20 protein-coding genes and 1 pseudogene are annotated in these 21,226 nt (G+C 31.1%); 18 read left to right on the forward strand and 3 right to left on the reverse strand.

Annotated features, from left to right (window positions below; translation table 11 throughout):
* Nucleotides 1–23: 23 nt before the first annotated feature.
* The 18 genes from FVE77_RS05430 to FVE77_RS05515 all read left to right on the forward strand — a co-directional run bounded on the left by FVE77_RS05430 (nucleotide 24) and on the right by FVE77_RS05515 (nucleotide 19,138).
* Nucleotides 24–1,241 carry an aspartate kinase gene (locus tag FVE77_RS05430; RefSeq protein ID WP_021743937.1) on the forward strand — a complete coding sequence of 406 codons (1,218 nt, stop codon included), beginning with the start codon at nucleotides 24–26 and terminating at the stop codon, nucleotides 1,239–1,241.
* 13 nt (nucleotides 1,242–1,254) lie between these two features.
* Nucleotides 1,255–1,890, forward strand: coding sequence for a hypothetical protein (locus FVE77_RS05435; RefSeq protein ID WP_026746458.1), 636 nt, complete (start codon nucleotides 1,255–1,257; stop codon nucleotides 1,888–1,890).
* 53 nt (nucleotides 1,891–1,943) lie between these two features.
* A complete protein-coding gene (locus FVE77_RS05440; protein ID WP_026746457.1) occupies nucleotides 1,944–2,756 on the forward strand; it encodes an SDR family NAD(P)-dependent oxidoreductase in 813 nt (270 codons plus the stop codon).
* A gap of 55 nt (nucleotides 2,757–2,811) precedes the next feature.
* The gene (dapF, locus tag FVE77_RS05445; RefSeq protein WP_026746456.1) at nucleotides 2,812–3,663 is read left to right on the forward strand and encodes a diaminopimelate epimerase; all 852 of its coding nucleotides are present in this window, start codon (nucleotides 2,812–2,814) and stop codon (nucleotides 3,661–3,663) included.
* A gap of 194 nt (nucleotides 3,664–3,857) precedes the next feature.
* Nucleotides 3,858–4,742, forward strand: a complete 885-nt coding sequence (gene dapA / locus FVE77_RS05450; protein ID WP_026746455.1) for a 4-hydroxy-tetrahydrodipicolinate synthase — start codon at nucleotides 3,858–3,860, stop codon at nucleotides 4,740–4,742.
* 192 nt (nucleotides 4,743–4,934) lie between these two features.
* On the forward strand, nucleotides 4,935–6,206 hold the full coding sequence (locus tag FVE77_RS05455; RefSeq protein WP_026746454.1) for an alpha/beta hydrolase-fold protein: 1,272 nt from the start codon (nucleotides 4,935–4,937) through the stop codon (nucleotides 6,204–6,206).
* A 199-nt stretch (nucleotides 6,207–6,405) separates the two neighbouring features.
* Entirely contained in the window at nucleotides 6,406–7,758 is a 1,353-nt protein-coding gene (locus tag FVE77_RS05460) for a M18 family aminopeptidase (protein WP_036087949.1), read from the forward strand.
* Between the two features lie 121 nt (nucleotides 7,759–7,879).
* Nucleotides 7,880–8,419, forward strand: coding sequence for a chromate transporter (locus FVE77_RS05465; RefSeq protein WP_026746452.1), 540 nt, complete (start codon nucleotides 7,880–7,882; stop codon nucleotides 8,417–8,419).
* The gene (locus FVE77_RS05470) at nucleotides 8,416–8,967 is read left to right on the forward strand and encodes a chromate transporter (protein ID WP_026746451.1); all 552 of its coding nucleotides are present in this window, start codon (nucleotides 8,416–8,418) and stop codon (nucleotides 8,965–8,967) included. The genes FVE77_RS05465 and FVE77_RS05470 overlap by 4 nt, the downstream gene beginning before the upstream one ends.
* 157 nt (nucleotides 8,968–9,124) lie before the next feature.
* Entirely contained in the window at nucleotides 9,125–9,856 is a 732-nt protein-coding gene (locus FVE77_RS05475) for a tetratricopeptide repeat protein (protein WP_026746450.1), read from the forward strand.
* Nucleotides 9,857–10,275: 419 nt separating this feature from the next.
* Nucleotides 10,276–10,899: a tetratricopeptide repeat protein gene (locus FVE77_RS05480; protein WP_026746449.1), complete on the forward strand. Its 624-nt coding sequence runs from the start codon at nucleotides 10,276–10,278 to the stop codon at nucleotides 10,897–10,899.
* A gap of 142 nt (nucleotides 10,900–11,041) precedes the next feature.
* A complete protein-coding gene (locus FVE77_RS05485; protein WP_026746448.1) occupies nucleotides 11,042–11,869 on the forward strand; it encodes a tRNA lysidine(34) synthetase in 828 nt (275 codons plus the stop codon).
* Nucleotides 11,870–12,009: 140 nt separating this feature from the next.
* A complete protein-coding gene (treC, locus tag FVE77_RS05490; protein ID WP_026746447.1) occupies nucleotides 12,010–13,704 on the forward strand; it encodes an alpha,alpha-phosphotrehalase in 1,695 nt (564 codons plus the stop codon).
* 105 nt (nucleotides 13,705–13,809) lie between these two features.
* Nucleotides 13,810–14,589 carry a molybdopterin-binding protein gene (locus FVE77_RS05495; protein ID WP_026746446.1) on the forward strand — a complete coding sequence of 260 codons (780 nt, stop codon included), beginning with the start codon at nucleotides 13,810–13,812 and terminating at the stop codon, nucleotides 14,587–14,589.
* Between the two features lie 249 nt (nucleotides 14,590–14,838).
* Entirely contained in the window at nucleotides 14,839–16,938 is a 2,100-nt protein-coding gene (pnp, locus tag FVE77_RS05500) for a polyribonucleotide nucleotidyltransferase (RefSeq protein ID WP_026746445.1), read from the forward strand.
* A gap of 42 nt (nucleotides 16,939–16,980) precedes the next feature.
* Entirely contained in the window at nucleotides 16,981–17,529 is a 549-nt protein-coding gene (pgsA, locus tag FVE77_RS05505; protein ID WP_026746444.1) for a CDP-diacylglycerol--glycerol-3-phosphate 3-phosphatidyltransferase, read from the forward strand.
* Between the two features lie 37 nt (nucleotides 17,530–17,566).
* On the forward strand, nucleotides 17,567–17,836 hold the full coding sequence (locus FVE77_RS05510) for a YggT family protein (protein WP_026746443.1): 270 nt from the start codon (nucleotides 17,567–17,569) through the stop codon (nucleotides 17,834–17,836).
* 162 nt (nucleotides 17,837–17,998) lie between these two features.
* On the forward strand, nucleotides 17,999–19,138 hold the full coding sequence (locus tag FVE77_RS05515; protein ID WP_006804385.1) for a S1C family serine protease: 1,140 nt from the start codon (nucleotides 17,999–18,001) through the stop codon (nucleotides 19,136–19,138).
* Between the two features lie 65 nt (nucleotides 19,139–19,203).
* Here the strand turns inward: FVE77_RS05515 and FVE77_RS12840 are convergent, their stop codons facing one another.
* From FVE77_RS12840 to FVE77_RS05525, 3 genes and pseudogenes are all read right to left on the reverse strand, one after another.
* Nucleotides 19,204–19,797, reverse strand: a complete 594-nt coding sequence (locus FVE77_RS12840) for a sensor histidine kinase (RefSeq protein WP_232052968.1) — start codon at nucleotides 19,795–19,797, stop codon at nucleotides 19,204–19,206.
* Between the two features lie 59 nt (nucleotides 19,798–19,856).
* Nucleotides 19,857–20,504, reverse strand: a complete 648-nt coding sequence (locus FVE77_RS12845) for a HAMP domain-containing protein (protein ID WP_232052969.1) — start codon at nucleotides 20,502–20,504, stop codon at nucleotides 19,857–19,859.
* Nucleotides 20,501–21,148 (reverse strand): annotated as a pseudogene (locus tag FVE77_RS05525) (response regulator transcription factor). Before FVE77_RS05525 ends, FVE77_RS12845 begins: the two are co-directional and overlap by 4 nt.
* Nucleotides 21,149–21,226 lie beyond the last annotated feature (78 nt).

Consider the following 21,226-nt stretch of genomic DNA (forward strand, 5'->3'; position numbering starts at 1 on the left):
AATAAGAAAGAGGTGAATTTATTGTGATTATTGTGCATAAATATGGTGGGACTTCGGTTGCTACAACGGAGAAAATAATGAATATCGCAAAATATCTGGGAAGTGTGAAGGATTCTGGAAACGATGTGGTTGTCGTGGTTTCAGCAATGGGAAAAACTACAGATGCCTTAATAAAATTGGCTCACGAAATTACTGATAAACCTGACTTGAGAGAAATGGACAGGCTGATGTCAACTGGAGAGCAGCAGACAATTGCATTGCTTAGCATTGCTTTACAGACGCTTGGATATGAAGCTATCTCGCTTACAGGAGCTCAGGCTGGAATAAAAACGAGCGGACATTATACAAAAAACAGAATTGAGGACATTAACGGAAAAGAGATAAAAGAACATCTGTCAAAAGGGAAAATTGTAGTTGTGGCTGGATTTCAGGGAGTAAATGAAGCTGGAGATGTGACAACTTTGGGACGTGGAGGTTCTGATACTTCAGCTGTGGCTCTGGCGGCTGCACTTGGAGGAAAATGTGAAATTTACACAGATGTAGATGGAATTTACTCAATTGACCCAAGAGTTTATAAAGATGCCAAAAAATTGCCAGTTGTTTCGTATGATGAAATGATGGAGCTGGCTTTTTTAGGAGCTGGAGTAATGGAGCCAAGAGCAGTTGAGCTTGGAAGCAAATATGGTGTAGAAATTTACGTTGGAAAATCGCTTGGAGAAAAAAACGGAACGATTATAACATCGGTAGAAAAAACAAAGGAGAATAAGGAAATGGAGCAAAAAGTAATAACTGGAGTATCAATCAATGAAAATATGGTAATGGTAAACGTGGAGGAAATCCCAACAAATGCACAAAACGTATATGAAATTTTTGAAAAAGCTGAAGCAAATGGAATAAACATTGACATAATAAGTCAAAATGATGTAACAAGCCATCACGGAAGTTTTGCCTTTACTTGTCCAAAAACAGACATTGCCGCACTTGAAAAAATTGGAGCAGAAATAGAAGCGGAATTTCCAAGAACATCCTTCATAATAAATCCTTACATTACAAAAGTTTCTGTAGTAGGAATAGGACTGATAAGCAACATTGGAGTTGCTGCCAAAATGTTTAGAATCCTTTCAGAAAATGACATAAGTTTCCATCAAGTTTCTACTTCTGAAATCAGTATTTCATTAGTTGTAGACGAAGTTATGGGGAAAAAAGTGGCTGAGTTATTTGCGAAGGAATTTGATTTGTAGAAGGAAGATTTGAATGAAAAAAATAGTAATTTTATTAATGTTGATTATTGGAATGATTTCTTTTAGTAATAATTATCAAAATAATTCAGAACTTGAAAAAGAAGTCAAGAAAGTAATAAACAATTTTAATCAAACTGAAAAAGATAAATTATTTTCTGAATTAATAAAAAGGAAAACAAAATTAACACTTGACACAATAAGGATTAATGAAGTAAGACCAGTGAATAAATCTAAACAGAAATCATTTATGACAGTAATGGAAATGGTAACAGAACAGAATTTAAAGAATTTAATTTACAATTCAAAAATTGAACTGAAAGAGATAGAATATGTATCAGAAAATAAAGCTAATGTTTCAATAACTTTAAAAATGATAGATGCAATGGAACTTTTGCCAAGTTCAGAAAAATATCTTTTGAGTAAATATGGAAAAGGTGAAAAATATTTAGATTTGGATATATTTTTAAATGAAAAAATTAAAAATGATGTGATGAAATATTTTGATGAACATACAAAAGAATTAATAAAAAATGATGACAATAGTGAACTAATAGTTAACATTGAATTGGAATTTACTAAAAAAAATGGGAAATGGATTAGTAATGAAACTATATCAAAATATATTTTGAAGCGATTAAATGGTTATTAAAAAAAATAAATTTTATAATGTGAAATAGATAAGGTGTCTTTTAAGGAAATTTTATGAAAAGAGTTTTGATAACAGGGGCAAGCAGTGGAATTGGATATGAACTTGCTAAAATTTATGCAGAAAATGGACATGACTTGGTTATTGTGGCACGAAACAGGGATAAATTGAGAATGTTGCAAAAAGAAATTTTTGAGGAAATTTCTAAAAATATTAAAGTAACTGTGATTGAAAATGACTTGTCACAGGAAAAGGCTGCTGAAAGGCTTTATAATCAGATAAAATCTAGCAATCTTAAAATTGATACGCTTGTGAATAATGCTGGAGCTGGTATTTATGGAAGGTTTTCTGAATTTGATGAAGAAACGATGAAAAGAAATGATGCAATGATAAATTTGAATATAAAGGCAGTTGTAGAATTGACAAAGCTGTTTCTGGCTGATATGATAAAAGATGGAAGAGGCGAGATATTGAATGTTTCTTCAGTCGCAGCTTTTATGCCGGGACCTCTGATGAGCACGTATTATGCGAGCAAGGCCTTTGTGCAGTCATTTACTGAAGCGGTTAGGGAAGAAATGAGAAATGATGTTCGCACTAAGAATATAAAAATATCCGCCCTTTGTCCTGGTCCAACAGCTACTGAATTTGAAAAAAGCAGTAATTTGGAAGAAAGTTCACTTTTTGAACGAATGAAAGTTATGACAGCTAAAAAAGTGGCTGAAATTGGCTATAAGGAATTTCAGAAGGGGAAAATGATTATAATTCCTGGAATTTTTAATAGAATTGCAGTTTTTGGAACTAGATTTTTTTCAAGAAAGTTTGTTGTAAGAATGGCTAGAAAAATGCAGGAAAAAAAGAAAGATTCTTAATAAAAAAATTTTAGTATAAGTTGAGAATATTTTAAAAATTAAAGGAGGTTTTGAAATGTTAAAATTTGAAAAGTATCAAGGTGCGGGGAATGATTTTATTATTGTTACTGAAAGGGAACTAATTGAAAAGGGGATACCTGAATACGGGGAATTTGCTAGTCAGGTTTGTGACAGGCATTTTGGAATAGGTGCAGATGGTCTGATTATTTTAAAATATGTGGCAAGCATGCCATTTATGTTTTTCTTTAATGGAGATGGAAGTCAAGCACCAATGTGTGGAAATGGAATAAGATGTTTCTCTCATTATCTTGTAAATAATCATTTAGTTGAAGGGGATGAATTTGTTGTAAAGACAGTTCCTGGAGACTTGATGATAAGAGTAAATTACGATGAGGAAAAAGATGATTTTTCAGCAAGAGTAAATATGGGTAAACCTGTTTTTAATGTAAAAGAATTGATAAATACTGAAAAAGAGCAGTTTTTAAGAGAAAAAATCAATGTTGATGGAACAGAAATTGAAATTTCGTATATTTTTATGGGAACTGACCATTCTGTTATATTTGTAAATGATTTTAATGATTACAATATTGATGAATTTGGTAAAAAAATTGAAAATTATACTGATTTGTTTCCCAAAAAAGTTAACGTGAACTTTGTGAAAGTGCATGATAGAAAACATATGGAAGTAATCACTTGGGAACGTGGGGCAGGACGAACATTAGCTTGTGGAACAGGCGTAACTGCTTCAGCAGTATTGGCCAAGACTTTTGGATTTGTTGATGAAAAAGTGAACGTAAAAGTTCCAGGTGGACAGCTTGTTATTGAGTATGAAGGTGGAGAAAATGATGCCTTTATGACAGGACCTAGTGAAAAAATAGCTGAAGGATTGTATAAATATCAAAGATAATTTGGATATTGTATTATTTTTAGCGTAATAGTTAAATTAATTATAAATTTAAAAGTAAATACTATTTAACAATGAGATTAAGCTTTTTTAAAATATAATTTGCACTTTTTAGATAGAGTTTAGTGATATTTAAAATTTTAAATAGGAATAAAATAAAAAAATTAGGAAACTAAATTAAGGAAAGAAGGAATAAAATGAAATTTGAAGGTTCATACGTGGCTTTAATTACGCCATTTAAAAATAATGGAACGGAATTGGATGAAGATAAATTAAGAGAATTGGTAAATTATCACATTGAAAATGGTACATCTGGAATCGTACCCTGCGGAACTACTGGAGAAGCTCCAACTCTGACATTTGCAGAACATGAAAAAGTAATAAAAATAGTTGTGGAAGAAGTGAAAGGAAGAATACAAGTAGTCGCTGGAGCAGGATCGAACAACACAACAAGAGCAATAGAACTTACAAAATACGCAAAGGAACTGGGAGCGGATGCGGCGTTAAGCACTTGCCCATACTACAACAAACCAAGTCAAAGAGGACTTTATGAGCACTACAAAACAATTGCGCAAGAAGCAAAATTCCCTATAATGCTTTACAATGTGCCTGGAAGAACAGGAACAAATATTGAAGCAGAAACAATCGCAAAACTGGCTGAACTGCCTGAAATTGTAGCTGTAAAGGAAGCGACAGGAAGTCTTGAACAAATGATAAGAATTCAGGATTTATGCGGAGATAAAATTGAAATTCTTTCAGGAGAAGATCACCTAATCCTGCCAATGCTGTCAATCGGTGCAAAAGGAGTCGTTTCTGTAGTTGCCAACATAATGCCCCAAGAAATGAGCGATTTAATCAGTTCATTCTTAAATAAGAACTTTGACAAAGCGTTTGAACTGCACACAAAATTATACGATGTAAGCAGAAATATGTTCGTAGAAGGAAATCCTGTAACTGTGAAAGCTGCTATGAAAATACTTGGAAAACTTGACAATGACATAGTAAGATTGCCATTGGTCGCGGCTGAAGCGGATACTTATGGGAAATTGACAAAAGTGTTTAAAGAAAAAGGGATTTTTTAATTTTTTATTTGCTGGAAAATTTTGAATTATGAAAAGAGCTGGAGTGAAATCCAGTTTTTTTTATTAATATTTACTTTTTCTGCTAAACTTTTAAAAAAAGATAGACAAAGAAAAATTAAAGGAAATAGTCGCAAATATGACACATTAAATTGATAAAATTAATTTATCAAAAAAATAATTTGGAGGAAAACGATGATAAAAAATATAGTAATAGGATTGTTAGGAATTGCAAGTTTGTCTTTTGCAGGTAATATTAAAAATGTGGAAGCGATAACAGAAGTGTTTGGAGATGGAGAGAAATTATCAGCAGTTGTGCTTACATACGATAAAGAAATTGCTGGGAATTCAGTTTCTGTTTCAGATTATAAAGTAGAAGGCAGAGAAATTGAAAAAGTATATGTAAGTAAACAAAATGAAAGAAATGAGAAAAAATCAAAAAATGGAAAATATGTAATTTTGGAATTGAAAAGACTTCCGATGGTAGCTCAGGCAAGCGACCATTCTAAAGAAGAAATGGAAAAGAAAAAAGCAACAGGACAAAAAGGACCGACATTGGGTGGAAAAGGTGATGCAAAACCTTTAAAAACAATTACAGCAGAAGTAACTCAAACAGGAAGTGTAAAAACTGTAAATGGAAAAGTTTACAATTCTGAGGAAAAACAAGTTTCAACAAAAACAAGACAATTAATAATAGAAGACTTCAAGCAATTTGTATTTACTGGAAAAGATGGGAAGACTTTGAAATATAATTTGTATATGCCTAAAAATTATGACCCATCTAAAAAATATCCGATGGTAGTATTTATGCATGATGCAGGAGCTGTATCTTCTGAAACTGAGTACACATTAAGTCAAGGAAATGGTGCTACAGTCTGGGCAAGTCCTGAATGGCAGAAAAAACATCCTAGTTTTGTATTAGCGCCGCAATATGAAGTGGTAACAGTGAATGATAATTATGAATATGGTCCTGAACTGGACAGAACAGTTGAATTGATAAACAGTTTAACTGGAAAATATTCAATAGATAAAGACAGAATTTACAATACAGGACAATCAATGGGTGGAATGTCTTCTATTTCATTGGATTCAAAATATCCTGATTTATTTGGTGGTTCATATATTGTTGCAAGTAAATGGGACGTAAACGTAACAGAACCAATGAAAAATCAAAATATATGGTTTGTTGCGTCAGAAGGAGATCCCGGAGCTTATCCAAGCTTGACTGAAATATCAGATTATTTGGAAAAAAATGGTGCAAAAGTTCAAAGAATGACAGTTGATGCAGAACAAAATCAAGATGAAGTAAATAAAGAAGTTCAAAGTAAAATAGAAAATGGATACAATATTTATTACACGGTTTACAAAAATGGGAATCATCGTTATACCTGGCAGCATGCATACGATATGAAACCTGCCATGGAATGGCTATTCAAACAGAAAAGAAATTCTTCAAAAATGAAATAGAATAAAATTAGAATGCGTTATATATATGACGCATTTTTTGTTTGTATATTTGATAAATTTAAAAAATTTAACGCAAAAATAAAAAAGTTTAAAAAAATATAAAAATTTTTTTGATTATCTGAAATTATGGGGTACAATATTGTTAATAGGGAAATGTTTTTTAATAATGGAAATTAGAAATTGAGAGGAATGAATAAAGATGATACACACAACAAAAGAGTTAGAAGAGATACAGAAAAATTTTATCGAAATGGAAGTAAAAAGTTTTGCAAGGGAAGTTATTGAATTTATTGATGAAAGTCCCAGTGCTTATCATGTTGTGAAAAATTGTTCAGATATTTTAGAAGAAAATGGTTTTGAGAGGGTTATGCCTCGTGAAAAATGGGAACTAAAAAAAGGTGGAAAATATTTTTTGAAAAAATCCAGTTCTACTATAATTGCAATTACAATTGGTGAAAATTTTAATGTGAGAAAAGGGTTTAAGATTTTTGGAGCACATACCGATTCTCCTTGTTTTAGGATAAAACCTAATCCTGAAATGGTTACAGAAAATATGGTGAGATTAAATACGGAAGTTTATGGAGGGCCTATTTTGAGTACATGGTTTGATAGACCTCTTTCCATTGCTGGACGTGTTATTGTGAAAGGACAAGATCCATTTTTTCCAAAAACTGTAAAAATTAAGATAGATGAACCGCTTTTGACAATACCAAATCTTGCAATTCATCAGAATAGAGAAGTAAATAATGGAGTAAAAATTGATAAACAGAATGATGTCTTGCCTGTAATTTCACTTATTAATCAAAATTTTGAGAAGGAAGGCTATCTTGAAAGAATTATTTTGGAAAAGACAGGAATAAAGAAAGAAAATATAATTGATTTTGATTTGTATTTATATGCGACAGAAAAAGGATGTCTTTTAGGTGCAAATGAAGAATTTATGTCATCTCCAAAACTTGACAACCTTGCCTCTGTTTATACAGGTCTTCTTGGGCTTGTGGAAGAGGAGGCGAGTCAGGACCAGATTAACATTTTTGTAGCGTTTGACAACGAAGAGATAGGAAGTGCTACAAAACAGGGAGCAGATTCTAATTATCTTTTGAATACGCTGGAAAGAATTGCTCTATCGTTAGGGCTTGACCGAAGTAATTTTCTGCAGATGCTTGAAAATTCGTTTATTTTGTCGGCTGATGCTGCACATGCGGCACACCCTGCACATTTGGAAAAAACGGATCCTACAAATCGTGGAAAAATAAATGAAGGAATTTCAATAAAAATTAGTGCAAAACAGAAATATACATCCGATGGATATTCGATTGCTGTAATTAGACAGCTTATAAAAGGAACGGATATACGGATTCAGCCTTTTGTCAATGAGTCAAACGAACTTGGAGGAAGTACAATCGGTCCGCTTTCTTCCACACATCTTGATATAGACGGAGTGGATTTGGGAGTTCCGATGTTTGCGATGCATTCGGTACGTGAATTATGTGGAATTTTTGATGTGTTTTACTTAAAGGAACTGGCAAAGGAATTTTTTTCAAAAGGATAAAAAATATTATTTTTAAGGAGATAGCTGTATATTGGCTATCTTTTTTATGGCAAGTTTGTTGTTTTTTTAGAGTATCTATGATAAAATGAAAAATAATACGAAATAGCAGAAAGGTAGTAGAATGAAAGTATATTTGGAATTGTTCTGGATTTTTTTTAAGATAGGTACATTTACTCTCGGTGGCGGATATGCCATGGTTCCGCTCATACAGAATGAAATTGTGAATAAGAAAAAATGGATTGAGGAAGAGGAATTTGTAAAGCTTTTGGCTCTGGCCCAGTCTTCACCCGGCGCATTGGCTGTGAATGTTTCGGTTTTTGTGGGGTATAAGATGAAAAGATTGCTAGGGCTTATAACTACAGTTCTGGGAGCAACATTGCCGTCGTTCATAATTATTCTTGTAATAGCTTCATTATTTAGCAATATACAGGACAACATATATGTTATAAAGGCTTTTAAGGCTATAAGACCGATGGTGGTTGCATTAATTGCAGCGAGTGTCTATACAATTGGAAAATCGGCTAAAATTAATAGAAAAACGTTATGGATTGTGATTTTAGTTGCAGCAATGGTGGCATTCTTTAAATTTCCACCTATTGTTATGATTATTTTAGGTGCTTTTTTAGGAAATATCTGGATGATTTGGAGGAAAAATAAATGAATTTAGGGATATTATTGATATTATTTTTTGTATTTTTTAAAATTGGAATGTTCAGTTTTGGTGGCGGATATGCAATTTTACCTCTTATTCAGGCAGATGTTGTAGATTTGCATAAATGGGTAAATGTACAGCAGTTTACGGACATTGTGGCAATTTCACAGGTAACGCCGGGACCAATTTCATTAAATGCCGCAACTTATGTCGGCTATCTGATTGGAAACAAGGCTGGATTCTGGGATGCATTTATAATGGGGACAGTAGCAACATTGGGATTAATTCTTCCGTCAGTTATTATAATGACAATTTTTAGTAAATTTTATTTAAAATTTCAAGACAATAAATATATGGACAATGCTTTTGCAGGATTAAAAATCGTTGTTGTCGGATTAATTCTGGCGGCAGCTATAATGCTGATTGATAAAAAGAACTTTATAGACTGGAAAAGTGCAGCAATATTCATTATTTCTGTGGCACTTGTGTTAAAATGGAAAATGAATCCAATATTGCTTACAGTAATTGCGGCAATTGCAGGAATAATAATTTACTAAACATATTTATTTTTTACAGACTTAAAAACGAGAAGATTGAGAAATATAATTTTATAACAAATAAAAAATCTATGAAAATGTTTTATAATTATGAAGGCATAATATAAATGCTGATTTACAGCAAGAGATAAGAATATGAAAGAAAAGAGGGAAAATTATGAAAAAAAAATATACTATCGCAGTATTAATATTAATTTTATTGTTTAGCTGTGGTAAAAAAGATAAAAAATCACAAAATTCTCAAAGTAAGCCAAATATTGAAAATAGACAGGATGACAAGCTCAAGGAATTGATAAAAAAAGCCGAAAAGGGAGATATATCGGCACAAACTGAACTTGGAGAAATGTATCTTCACGGAAATGGAGTAAAAGCAGATTATAAAAAATCCATGGAGTGGAGTAAAAAAGCTGCTGAAAAAGGAAGCTACCGGGCAATGACTAACATCGGGATTCTTTATTTGGATGGACTTGGAGTGGAAAAAGATTATAAAAAGGCTTTTGATTCATTTTCAAAGGCGACAGATGGCGGAGATATGAAAGGGCCAAGATACTTGGGAATAATGTCTGAGAAAGGGCTTGGAGTGAAAAAAAGCCTTGATGATGCCGCATTTTACTATGAAATTGGGGATAGCAGCGGAGACTTGACGTCACGATACAACTTAGGAAAAATTCATGAAAAGGCAGGAGATTACGCAAGAGCAGTAGAACTTTATAAAAAAACAGACAACAGGATGGATCATGTTACAGCTCCAATGTATGAAGCTCTAGGAGATTTATATGCCGCTGGAAAAGGTGTGGAAAAAAGCACAAAAGAAGCTAGGGAATGGTACGAAAAAGCTGTAAAATCAGGAAGTCAGGAAGCCAGTAAGAAATTAAATAACTTGAAATAAAATAAAATAAATTATCGTATAACCAGCCATATTTTAAGAAAATCTAGTTATTATCTGAAAAAAACAAGTTTTATTAATATTTGAATTGATTTTTTCTTAAAATTAGAGAAAATTTATAAATAATCTTATTTACTAAAATTGTTATTTATGATAAAATGAATACAAGAAATTAATATTGAAGAAATTTATATATTTTTATATTTAATTTAATTTTTTTAAGTTTTATAATCTTAGTTTAAATATAAAAATACAGGAATATTGAGTAAAGAATATATTTACAATTATAAATTCAGTAAATTCTATATAAAAATGGGAAATAATGTAATAAGAAAGGAGATGCTACTTTTAAAGCGTGCTTTTAATTAAAAAAATATTACAGATATTTTAATATAAAGTAAATACAGTAGCAGGAGGAAATAATGTTAGAAACATTAATTTTTAGAGAAATAAGATACAATGAAAATAACGAGCGGCTTCTTAAAGAAAATTTGGAAAAAATAAAAGAGAATCCTGATGATGTGGAAGTGTTAAAAACATTAGCATCTATTTATCATGCGTTAAAGGAAAATGACAAGGCAATTGAAATCTATGAAAAATTAGTAAAGCTGAAACCTGATGAAATTGAGATATCAGCATTTTTAGGATATTTATATTACGAAAATGAAGATCTTGACAAAGCCGAGGAAAACCTTAACAAGGCACTTGACGTAAGAACAGAAGATGAGCCATTTGTATTATTTTTACTAGGAAATATTTATTCAAGAAAAGGGAAAATATCAGAAGCGGTTGACTGTTATGAACTTGCTATATTCCTAGATTTTGATATGTATATTGCTCACATTGATTTTGCTAGAAAATATGAACATATGGGACGACATCAAAAAGCTCTTGAAGAATATAAGGCGGCATTTAGAATTGACTCAAGAGACGAAGGGCTAATTGAAAAAATACATTACATAGAAAATAAATGTAAAAATGTAATAGGAGAAGATAAAAAGGATAAAAAATTAAATTTTGGAGCAGCAAATTTAGGAATTGTTTAAAATTAAACTAAATATGTATGGTTAAAGTAATAATTCTGCTTTATGAAGTTGTCTTAAAATAAGTAACTGAACTTATCTATGACAACTTTTTATTATTTGAGTATTTAAGAATATGATTAAAAAAATATCAAGGGAGAGAAAAGTGGTAAATTTAGTATGTGATGCTATTATTCCAGATGGTCCGATGAAGGATGTGGAAGAAATTGAGAAAAGTATATTGACAACTTATAAAAAAAGTATATGGTCAAAATTTTTAAAGGCAATTAATGATTTTGATATGATACAGGACGGGGATAAAATAGCCATTGGAGTTTCTGGCGGAAAAGACAGTTTGCTTTTAGTAAAACTGTTTCAGGAATTGAAGAAAGATAAACGGAAAAATTTTGAATTTAAGGCAGTTAGCTTAAATCCTGGTTTTAGAAATTCTGATTTGGATAATTTTAAAAATAATTTGGATAAGTTAAATATTGACTGTGAGATTATTAATACGAATATTTGGGAAATTGCAAATGAAAAGGCAAAGGACTATCCGTGCTTTTTATGTGCTAAAATGCGACGTGGAATTTTGTACACGCAAGTCGAAGAACTTGGATTTAATAAATTGACGCTTGGGCATCATTTTGACGATGTTATCGAAACAACTCTTATAAACATGCTTTATGCAGGAACAATGAAGACAATGACTCCAAAAGTTCCATCAACTTCTGGAAAATTAGAACTAATTCGTCCATTAATCTATGTAAAGGAAGCTGACATAATTGATTACACAAAAACAAACGGAATTCGTGCAATGAACTGTGGATGTACAATCGAAGCTGGAAAAACTTCGAGCAAACGTAGGGAAGTAAAAAATTTATTAGCCGAGCTTGAAGAAAAAAATCCGGGAGTAAAGCAAAGTGTGTTTAATTCAATGAAAAATATAAATTTGGATTATGTTTTTGGATATACAGGCGGAAAGGAAGTTGAATAGGTGTTAGAGCAGTCAATTACTGCTCTTTTTATATTTGAATTTTTTAGGCAAAAGTTAAAAATTTGGTTGTATATATGGGAATAATGGAGTATAATTTAAAAAGAAGTTTTAAAATAAATAAAAATTTAGGAGTGAATTTTATGAAAAAAAATTTCGATCAAAAGTGGTGGCATAAATCTGTAGTTTACCAAATTTATCCAAAAAGCTTTAATGACACGACTGGAAATGGAGAAGGAGATATAAGAGGAATTATCGAAAAATTAGATTATTTGAAGGAACTTGGAGTGGAAGTAATCTGGATTACTCCAATGTATAAATCTCCACAGAATGACAATGGATACGATATAAGTGACTACTACAATATTGATTCTAATTACGGAACAATGGAAGATTTTGAGGAAATGCTGTCTGAAGCACATAAAAGAGGGCTGAAAATAGTGATGGATATTGTTGTAAATCATTCTTCCACTGAAAATGAATGGTTTAAAAAGTCTGAAGCCGGAGATACTGAATATAAAGATTTCTATATATGGAAAGATGCAGTTGATGGAAAAGAGCCTACAAACTGGCAATCAAAATTTGGAGGAAATGCCTGGCAATATTCAAAAAAGAGAGGGCAATATTATTTACATCTGTTTGATGTTACGCAAGCTGATTTAAACTGGGAAAATGAAAATGTAAGAAAAAAAGTATATGAAATGATAAAATTTTGGCTGAATAAAGGTGTAGATGGATTTAGACTGGATGTTATAAACCTTATATCAAAGGATCAGAGATTTCCGAATGATGATGGAAGTGATACAAGATTCGTACCTGATGGAAGAAGATTTTATACAGATGGGCCTAGAATTCATGAATTTTTGAAGGAGATGAATAGAGAGGCATTTGGTGGAGGAGAACTTATTACGGTTGGAGAAATGTCTTCTACAAGCCTTGATAACTGTATCAGATATTCAAATCCTGATGAAAAGGAATTATCAATGGCATTTTCATTTCATCATTTGAAAGTAGATTATCCAAATGGAGAAAAATGGGCAAAAGCACCATTTGATTTTGTGGAGTTAAAAAGGATATTCTCTAAATGGCAAATTGGAATGTATGAAGGAAATGGCTGGAATGCGACTTTCTGGAATAACCACGATCAGCCAAGGGCATTGTCAAGATTTGGAAATGATAAGGAATATCATAGGGAGTCGGCTAAAATGCTTGCCACAGTTCTTCATGGACTGCAAGGGACACCTTATATTTATCAGGGAGAAGAATTTGGAATGACAAATCCTTATTTTGATAATATTGAGAAATATCGTGATGTTGAATCAACTAATAATTACAAAATTTTACTCAATAAAGGATGTTCTGAAGAAGAAGCTATTGAAATTTTAATGCAGAAATCAAGAGATAATTCCAGAACGCCTGTTCAATGGAATGATTCTGAAAATGCAGGATTTACAACTGGAACCCCGTGGATTGGAGTGCCTGAAAATTATAAGAAAATCAATGCTGAAGTGGCTTTAAAAGATAAAAATTCAGTATTCTATCATTATAAAAAATTAATTGATTTAAGAAGAAATGAAGAATTAATGATAACAGGAAGGTATGAAGATATTGACTTGGAAAATAAAAGTATTTATGCCTACAAACGTGTTGGAGAAAATGGAGAATTAGTTGTAATCAGTAATTTTTATGAACCTGAAGTAGAATTTGAACTGGAAAGAAATGGAGTTACAGGACTGGAAAATGCTCAAGTTCTATTATCAAACTACGAAACAGAACCTGAAATCAAAGACGGAAAAATTATTCTGAAACCTTATGAATCAATTATCTTTAAAAAATAATAAAAATTATGAGTAATAAAAAATAGATTTTACCGTTAAATAGGATTATCGTTTTGTAAACTTATTTGGCGGTATTTTAAATAAAAAATAAAGAAGGAAATCAAAATGAAGACAGAAATTATATGCGTTGGAACTGAATTATTAGTTGGAGATATTGTGAATACAAATGCACAGTATATTTCAGCAAAACTTACAAATATTGGGATTGACTTGTATTATCAGACTACAGTTGGGGATAATTACGGACGGCTTATGGAGTGTCTGGAAAATGCTTTTAAAAGGGTTGATTTGGTAATTACTACTGGGGGACTTGGACCTACAATTGATGATATTACAAAAGAAGTTGTAGCCGATTATTTTGAGGAAGAGCTGGAAGTGATAGAGCGGTATTATGACTTGATTGTAAAAAAATATAATGAGAGGGGTTTTGGAGAAGTGGCTTCTGGTGGGAGAAAAGAGGCTTCGATTTTAAAGAACTCAGAATTGCTTGATAATGAAGTTGGGCTTGCACCAGGATTTTTTTATGAAAAAGATAATAAAAAAATAATAGTATTGCCAGGGCCTCCAAGGGAAATGACTTGGATGGTGGATAATCAAGTTTTGCCATTTTTAAAAAAATATTCAAACGATATTTTGCTAATGAAAACTCTTGAAATAAAAGGAGTTCCAGAAGGTAAAATTGATGACAGGCTAAAAGATTACTTTGAAATGTCAAATCCGACTGTTGCACCTTATGCAAAGGAAGGCTGTGTTCATGTAAGAATTGCAATGAAAGGCGATAGAAGCAGTACAGATTACCTGATTGCTGAAATTGACAAAATTGCGAATGAAATTATTGAGATTTATCCGCAAGCAGTGGAAATACAGGAAGAGAAGATTAAATAATTAAATAATTAAATTTAAGATTTGGAAAAAGTAAAAGTATATAGTATTGTTTTATTTTTTTAAGAGCGGAGATTTTTCTGCTCTTTTAATTTTTAAATTTGTAAAAATTACGAAAAAATGGTATAATTATAAAAATTTTAAGAAGGTATTTTGAGTAAGTAATTGTAAAGTTTTTTATTAAAAATTTGATGAAAGATTTTACTATTATTTGCTCCCTTCTTAAAAAATAAATAAATTTTAGGAGGAAAAATGTTTGAAGAGAAAATTTATGGTTTTAATTTAGGAAACCAGAAAATTAAAATAAGTACAGGAAAAATCGCACGTCAAGCTGGAGGTTCAGTTGTTGTTCAATGTGGAGGGACAATGCTTTTAGTTACAGCGACTAGAAGCAAGGATGTCAGGGAGGGGCAGGATTTTTTCCCTTTAACAGTTGACTATATTGAAAAATTTTATGCATCTGGGAAATTTCCGGGTGGATTTATAAAAAGGGAAACTAAGCCAGGAACTGATGAAGTACTTATTTCAAGATTGATTGACAGACCAATTAGACCTTTATTTCCAGAAGGATTTTTGAATGCAGTACATATTGTAGTTACGGTGCTTTCTTATGATGAAGTGAATTATCCAGAAAACCTTGCTACAATTGGAGTTTCTGCCGCTTTAGGATTATCAGATATTCCATTTGCAGGAACTGTGGCTGGAGTTACAGTTGGGTACATTAATGGAGAATACATCTTGAATCCAACAGGAGAGCAGTTGCTGGAAAGTGAAATTCAATTGTCAGTTGTAGGGACAAAAGATGCTGTAACAATGGTAGAGGCTGGAGCTAAGGAAGTTTCTGAGGAAGTTATGCTGGAAGCGATTATGTTTGGGCATGAAAAAATCAAGGAAATTTGTGCAGAGCAGGACAAATTTTTAGAACAGTTTGATGTACAAAAATATGAATTTGAGAAAAAGGAAGTAGATTCTGAAATCAAGGAATTTATTGACAGTTTTGAAAATGAAGTTGAAAAAGCTATAATGACACCAGGCAAACTGGAAAAATACGAGGCAATTGACAATCTGGAAATAGAACTTTTTGAAAAATATGTTGAAAAACTTGAAAATGAAGATAAAGAAATTGATGAAAATCTGGAAAAAGAATTTAAAAAATATTATAGAGATGTAGAAAAAAGACTTGTCAGAGATGCTATTTTATATAAGCAATATCGTGCTGATGGACGTCAAACTACTGAAATCCGTCCAATTGATGTGGAAATAGATACACTTCCAGTACCGCATGGTTCTGCGTTGTTCACACGTGGAGAGACTCAGGCGTTAGTTGTTGCAACGCTTGGAAGCAAAGAAGACGAGCAAATTATTGATGGAATGGAAGATGAAACACGTAAAAAATTCTTCCTGCATTATAATTTCCCTCCATATTCAGTTGGAGAAGCTGGATTTATGAGAGCACCTGGAAGACGTGAACTAGGACATGGAAACTTGGCAGAAAGAGCCTTAAAATATGTTATGCCAGATACAGACAAATTCCCATACACAGTAAGGCTTGTTTCTGAAATTACAGAATCAAATGGTTCTTCGTCACAGGCTTCAATTTGTGGAGGATCGCTTGCATTAATGGCTGCTGGAGTTCCGATAAAATCTACAGTTGCCGGAATTGCTATGGGACTTATAAAAGAAGGGGAAACATTCACAGTACTTACTGACATCCAAGGGCTTGAAGACCATCTTGGAGATATGGACTTTAAAGTTGCGGGGACAAGAGATGGAATTACTGCAATTCAAATGGATATAAAAATTGAAGGAATCACAAGGGAAATAATGGAAATTGCTTTAAGACAGGCATTAGAAGGAAGATTGTTCATTATTGATAAAATGGAGGCAGTAATTAGTGAGCCAAGAGCGCAAGTTGCTGAGAATGCGCCAAAAATTGAGATTATTAAAATTAATCCTGATAAAATTGCTGGGCTCATCGGTCCAGGAGGAAAAGTTATTAGGGCAATTATTGATGAAACTGGAGTTTCGATAGACATTGAAGATGATGGAACTGTTTCAATTTTTGGAAAAGAATCTGAAAATATGAAAAAAGCGCTGGAACTTGTCAAAAGACAAACTCAGTCAGTTGAGTTAAATGAAATTTATGAAGGAAAAGTTACAAAACTGATGAAATTCGGTGCATTTGTGGAAGTGCTGCCAGGAAAAGAAGGGCTTTTACATATTTCTGAAATTAGCAATAAAAGAGTTGAAAAAACTGAAGATGTACTAAAAGAAGGGCAAAATGTAAGAGTTAAGGTAATTTCAATGGAAAGCGAAGACAAATTTAACTTGAGCATGAAAACATTAAATTAATTTAGAATATTATTATATTTAGGGAGTGTGGCAAAAATGAAAATGAATTTACCTAATAAATTAGCGATATTAAGAATAATTCTAGTTATACCATTTGTGATTTTTTTAAGTTTAGCTTTGGAAGTTTCAGATAATGCAGCAGTTTCTGTGACGATGAGAATATTTGCGGCAATTATCTTTGTAGGGGCATCTATTACAGATTATTATGATGGAAAAATTGCAAGAAAATATAATTTAATTACAAATTTAGGGAAATTACTGGATCCATTAGCTGATAAAATACTTGTTATTTCAGCATTAGTAACACTTGCAAAATTTAATCAAATAAGTTTGTGGTTTGTAATAATAATAATTTTTAGAGAATTGCTTATAACTGGACTTCGTTCAATTGTGGCGGCTGAAGGGGTTGTTATTGCGGCAGAGAGTCTTGGAAAATGGAAGACTGCTACTCAGATGGCAGCGCTTACACTAATAATTTTAATACCTTTTAATTTTACAGCAAACAACATATTATTATTAATTCCGTTAATATTGACTATAGTTTCAGGGGTTGAATATGTTTTGAAATGTAAAAATGTTTTAAATAAGTAGAAATAATACTCTTTTTAAATTTTTTGGAGGTGTAATTTTGGATGTTTTTGTAAGAGTAATGTTAAAACTGTTTGATTTATATGCTCTTCTTATCTTGATTAATATTTTGGGGACATGGATTGACCCATACAATCAAATAGGGGTTTTTCAATGGGTAAGGAAGGTTACAGAGCCGTATTTACAAATGTTTAAAATAGTAATTCCAATTGGAAATATGAATCTTGATATTTCTGGGATACTGGGATTGATGATTTTGGAATTGATAAAGGAAATTTTTGAAAGAACAGTTTTACTAAGTTCATTTTAAATATTAAAATTTATCTTAATTTAATGGAGGAAATTTGTAAAAACTAAGGCTAATAAAAAATAGGATATTATTTTTTCTAAGAAAAGGGGAGTAAAATAACTAACATTAAAAGATTTTAAAATCTTAAAATACAAATTTTATGAAAGAGGAGACTTTAAAAGTATGAAATTAAAAAGACTTTTGACCACATCGTTTATGGCGGCCGCTCTAACAGCGACAGCTGCAGTTTCAAAAGATACAAATATTTTACAAAATAAGCAAATTGTTCAAAATACAAACATTACAGGAGATATGTACAGTGCGCAAAACGCGTTTTCAGCAGTCTATGAAAAGGCAAAAGATTCTGTTGTAAATATTAGAACTAAGAAAACAATCGTTGTGGAAACTTATAACCCGCTTGAAGCATTTTTATTCGGAACATCTGGAAGAAGGCAGCAAAGACGTGAATCAGGAAGTTTAGGTTCAGGATTCATAATTTCAAGCGACGGATATATGATGACAAACAATCACGTTATTGACGGAGCAGATGAGATTTATGTAAAATTATCTGACGGGCATGAATATTTGGCAAAATTAGTTGGAACATCGCCAGAAGTGGATATTGCAATTTTAAAAGTAAATGCAAACAGAACATTTAAACCATTAAAATTTGCTGACTCAGATAATATAAAAATTGGGCACTGGGCAATTGCATTTGGAAATCCGTTAGGATTGAACAGTTCGATGACAGTTGGGGTAGTCGGAGCTTCTGGAAGAAGTTCATTGGGAATTGAGCAAGTTGAAAACTTTATACAGACAGATGCCTCTATTAATCAAGGAAACAGTGGTGGACCGCTTCTTAATATTAATGGAGATGTTATTGGTGTAAATACTGCCATTTATTCTCCAAATGGCGGAAGTGTAGGATTAAGTTTTGCAATTCCATCGAATTTGGCTGAAAATGTAAAAGATTCTATAATAAAAAATGGTAAATATGAACGTCCATATATTGGAATTTCAGTACTTGATTTAACTCCTGAATTGAAAAAAGAAAGAAGAATTTCATATTCGACAGGTATTTTGGTTCAACAAATTTATCCAAATTCGCCAGCGGCAAAATATGGATTAAAAGTTAATGATTTAATTCTTGAAATCAATGGAAAACGTGTAACGTCCGCAGGATCATTTATCGGAGAAATTGCGGCTAAAAAAATTGGTGAAACAGTTAACTTAAAAGTAGTGTCAAATGGAACTGAAAAAAATATTTCTATGAAATTGGAAGCGTTTAACTACCAGCAACAAAGAACTCAGCAAAGAAGATAAAAAATTACCAATTATAAAAATAGGCTTTCCCAAAATATTGAGATAGCCTGTTTTTATTTTATTATTTATTCATTTTCGTAATTAATTTTTTTAAACTGAATTTTTACATCAACTCCATCTTTTCTATTTTCTAAATAAATTTTTCCATCATTTAGTAAAATTATATCTTTTATGATTGGAAGTCCAAGCCCTGAGCCTTTTTTAGCATTTTTACCTTGAAAATTTCGATTAAACAAATTTTTCTTTTCTTCTTCAGGGATCCTTTCCCCATAGTTCCTTACAATAATTTCGACTACTTCATCTTCTCTTGCAATTAATTGAATATTTCCTATGGAGTATTTAATACAGTTGTCAATTAATCCACGCAAAGCTTCTGAAATTAGATTTTTATCAACAAAAATATTTACCTCATTATTTACTTTTATTATCATTTCATTTTTAATATTTAGAAGTTCATAATCTTTTTTTATTTTCTCGAAAAGCTGTTTTACATCAATAATTTCTTTTTTCACAGTTATTTTTTCAAGATTTGAATTTAAAAACAGTGTATTAATTATTCTTTCAATATTTTTTACTTCAAGATTTAGATTTTCGATTGCTTCGTTTAATAAATCTTTATCATCTTTTCCCCATTTTAGTATATCTAAATAACCTTTCATTATAGCAAGAGGTGTTTTTAATTCATGTGATACATTGGAAGTAAATGCTTTTTGGCTTTTTATAATTTCTTTTTTTTATTAAAAGTTTCATTTAAAACATCAATTAATTCGCCAATTTCATCATCTCGTGTCTTTGTTAACTGCAAATCAATATTATGTTTACTCATTTCATTACTTTGAGAAATTATATTTGAAAGTGGGATCAAGACATGTTCTGCTACAATTTTAGAAATTATAATAATTGAAATTGTTATTAAAACAAACATTGCAAGCATAACGTACAAAAGTTCATGTGCTTCCATAAATTCAAAATTTCTTATGACATAATATTTTGATTTGTATCCAGCATAAATTTTTTTATAGATAAACCGATCCCATTTTGTTTTAAGTTTATTTGATTCAAACTTTTTTAACTTAAAGCTGTTTTCATCATCTGTCAAATAAATAAATTTTCCATTTCTTAAAATTGCAAGAGAAATGTATTCTTTATCAGCATAATCGTATTTTTGATAAGTTTCTTTTAATTTATTGTCTGGAACCTTATCTAGTTTTTCAATAATAGCAGGAATTAATTTATCCATTTCTTTACTTTCTGTTTCAACAGCTGTATGAATCAAAAAAAATGTCATTGATAAAATAATAATAAAGGAAATAAAAACAAGGCTTACGGTATTTGCAATAATTATTTTGTCTTTTATTTTTTTCATATTTGTAAAATGTAGCCAATTCCTCTCACTGTTTTAATTTTTTCCTTTCCTATTTTTTGCCTTATTTTTTTTATTGTGCTGTCAAGAAGATTGTCACTTGCTTCCTAACCCCATATTTTTTCAACAATTTTATCCCTTAAAACAATTTCTTCTTTATTTTCAATTAGTAGTTTTACTAGTTCAAATTCTGTTTTTGTTAATAAAATAAGATTATTTTCCAGGTATGCAGAATAATTTTCCATATTTAATTTTAAAGTCTTATAGATAATTTCAGAAATTTTCTCTTTTCTAATATTTATATTAATCCTTGCTTCTAATTCTAAAAAATCAAAAGGTTTTTTAACATAATCACTTGCTCCAGATTTTAACAAATCAACTTTTTCTTCTATATTGTTTTTGGCAGATACAACAATTATGGGAACTTTTGATATTTTTCGTACATTTTTGCAAACTTCATTTCCTTCCATGGAAGGAAGTCCCAAATCTAAAAGAATCAAGTCATAAAAGTCTCTTTTTCTGTCAATTTCATTTAATGCATCAATTCCATTTTCAATTATTGTTATTTCATGATTTTTTCTTTCTAGCTGTAATTTCAAAATACGTGATATTTTTTTATCATCTTCAACAATCAGTATTTTTCCCATTTTTTCCCTTTCTAAAATTTATTCATACTAAATTCATTTTTAAATTTATTTTTTGTGGTATTATTACCTTACCAAAGA

The sequence above is a fragment of the Leptotrichia hofstadii genome (genome assembly GCF_007990525.1).
GTDB lineage: Bacteria > Fusobacteriota > Fusobacteriia > Fusobacteriales > Leptotrichiaceae > Leptotrichia > Leptotrichia hofstadii.

Bases quoted from the DNA above. Each gene is read 5' to 3' on its own strand.
- FVE77_RS05460 (WP_036087949.1), top strand. From the start codon at position 6,406: ATGATACACACAACAAAAGAGTTAGAAGAGATACAGAAAAATTTTATC.
- FVE77_RS05455 (WP_026746454.1), top strand. From the start codon at position 4,935: ATGATAAAAAATATAGTAATAGGATTGTTAGGAATTGCAAGTTTGTCT.
- FVE77_RS12845 (WP_232052969.1), bottom strand. From the start codon at position 20,504: ATGAAAAAAATAAAAGACAAAATAATTATTGCAAATACCGTAAGCCTT.
- dapA (WP_026746455.1), top strand. From the start codon at position 3,858: ATGAAATTTGAAGGTTCATACGTGGCTTTAATTACGCCATTTAAAAAT.
- FVE77_RS05470 (WP_026746451.1), top strand. From the start codon at position 8,416: ATGAATTTAGGGATATTATTGATATTATTTTTTGTATTTTTTAAAATT.
- FVE77_RS05495 (WP_026746446.1), top strand. From the start codon at position 13,810: ATGAAGACAGAAATTATATGCGTTGGAACTGAATTATTAGTTGGAGAT.
- FVE77_RS05515 (WP_006804385.1), top strand. From the start codon at position 17,999: ATGAAATTAAAAAGACTTTTGACCACATCGTTTATGGCGGCCGCTCTA.
- FVE77_RS05465 (WP_026746452.1), top strand. From the start codon at position 7,880: ATGAAAGTATATTTGGAATTGTTCTGGATTTTTTTTAAGATAGGTACA.
- FVE77_RS05440 (WP_026746457.1), top strand. From the start codon at position 1,944: ATGAAAAGAGTTTTGATAACAGGGGCAAGCAGTGGAATTGGATATGAA.
- FVE77_RS05480 (WP_026746449.1), top strand. From the start codon at position 10,276: ATGTTAGAAACATTAATTTTTAGAGAAATAAGATACAATGAAAATAAC.
- FVE77_RS05475 (WP_026746450.1), top strand. From the start codon at position 9,125: ATGAAAAAAAAATATACTATCGCAGTATTAATATTAATTTTATTGTTT.
- treC (WP_026746447.1), top strand. From the start codon at position 12,010: ATGAAAAAAAATTTCGATCAAAAGTGGTGGCATAAATCTGTAGTTTAC.
- pgsA (WP_026746444.1), top strand. From the start codon at position 16,981: ATGAATTTACCTAATAAATTAGCGATATTAAGAATAATTCTAGTTATA.
- dapF (WP_026746456.1), top strand. From the start codon at position 2,812: ATGTTAAAATTTGAAAAGTATCAAGGTGCGGGGAATGATTTTATTATT.
- FVE77_RS12840 (WP_232052968.1), bottom strand. From the start codon at position 19,797: ATGAAAGGTTATTTAGATATACTAAAATGGGGAAAAGATGATAAAGAT.
- FVE77_RS05435 (WP_026746458.1), top strand. From the start codon at position 1,255: ATGAAAAAAATAGTAATTTTATTAATGTTGATTATTGGAATGATTTCT.
- pnp (WP_026746445.1), top strand. From the start codon at position 14,839: ATGTTTGAAGAGAAAATTTATGGTTTTAATTTAGGAAACCAGAAAATT.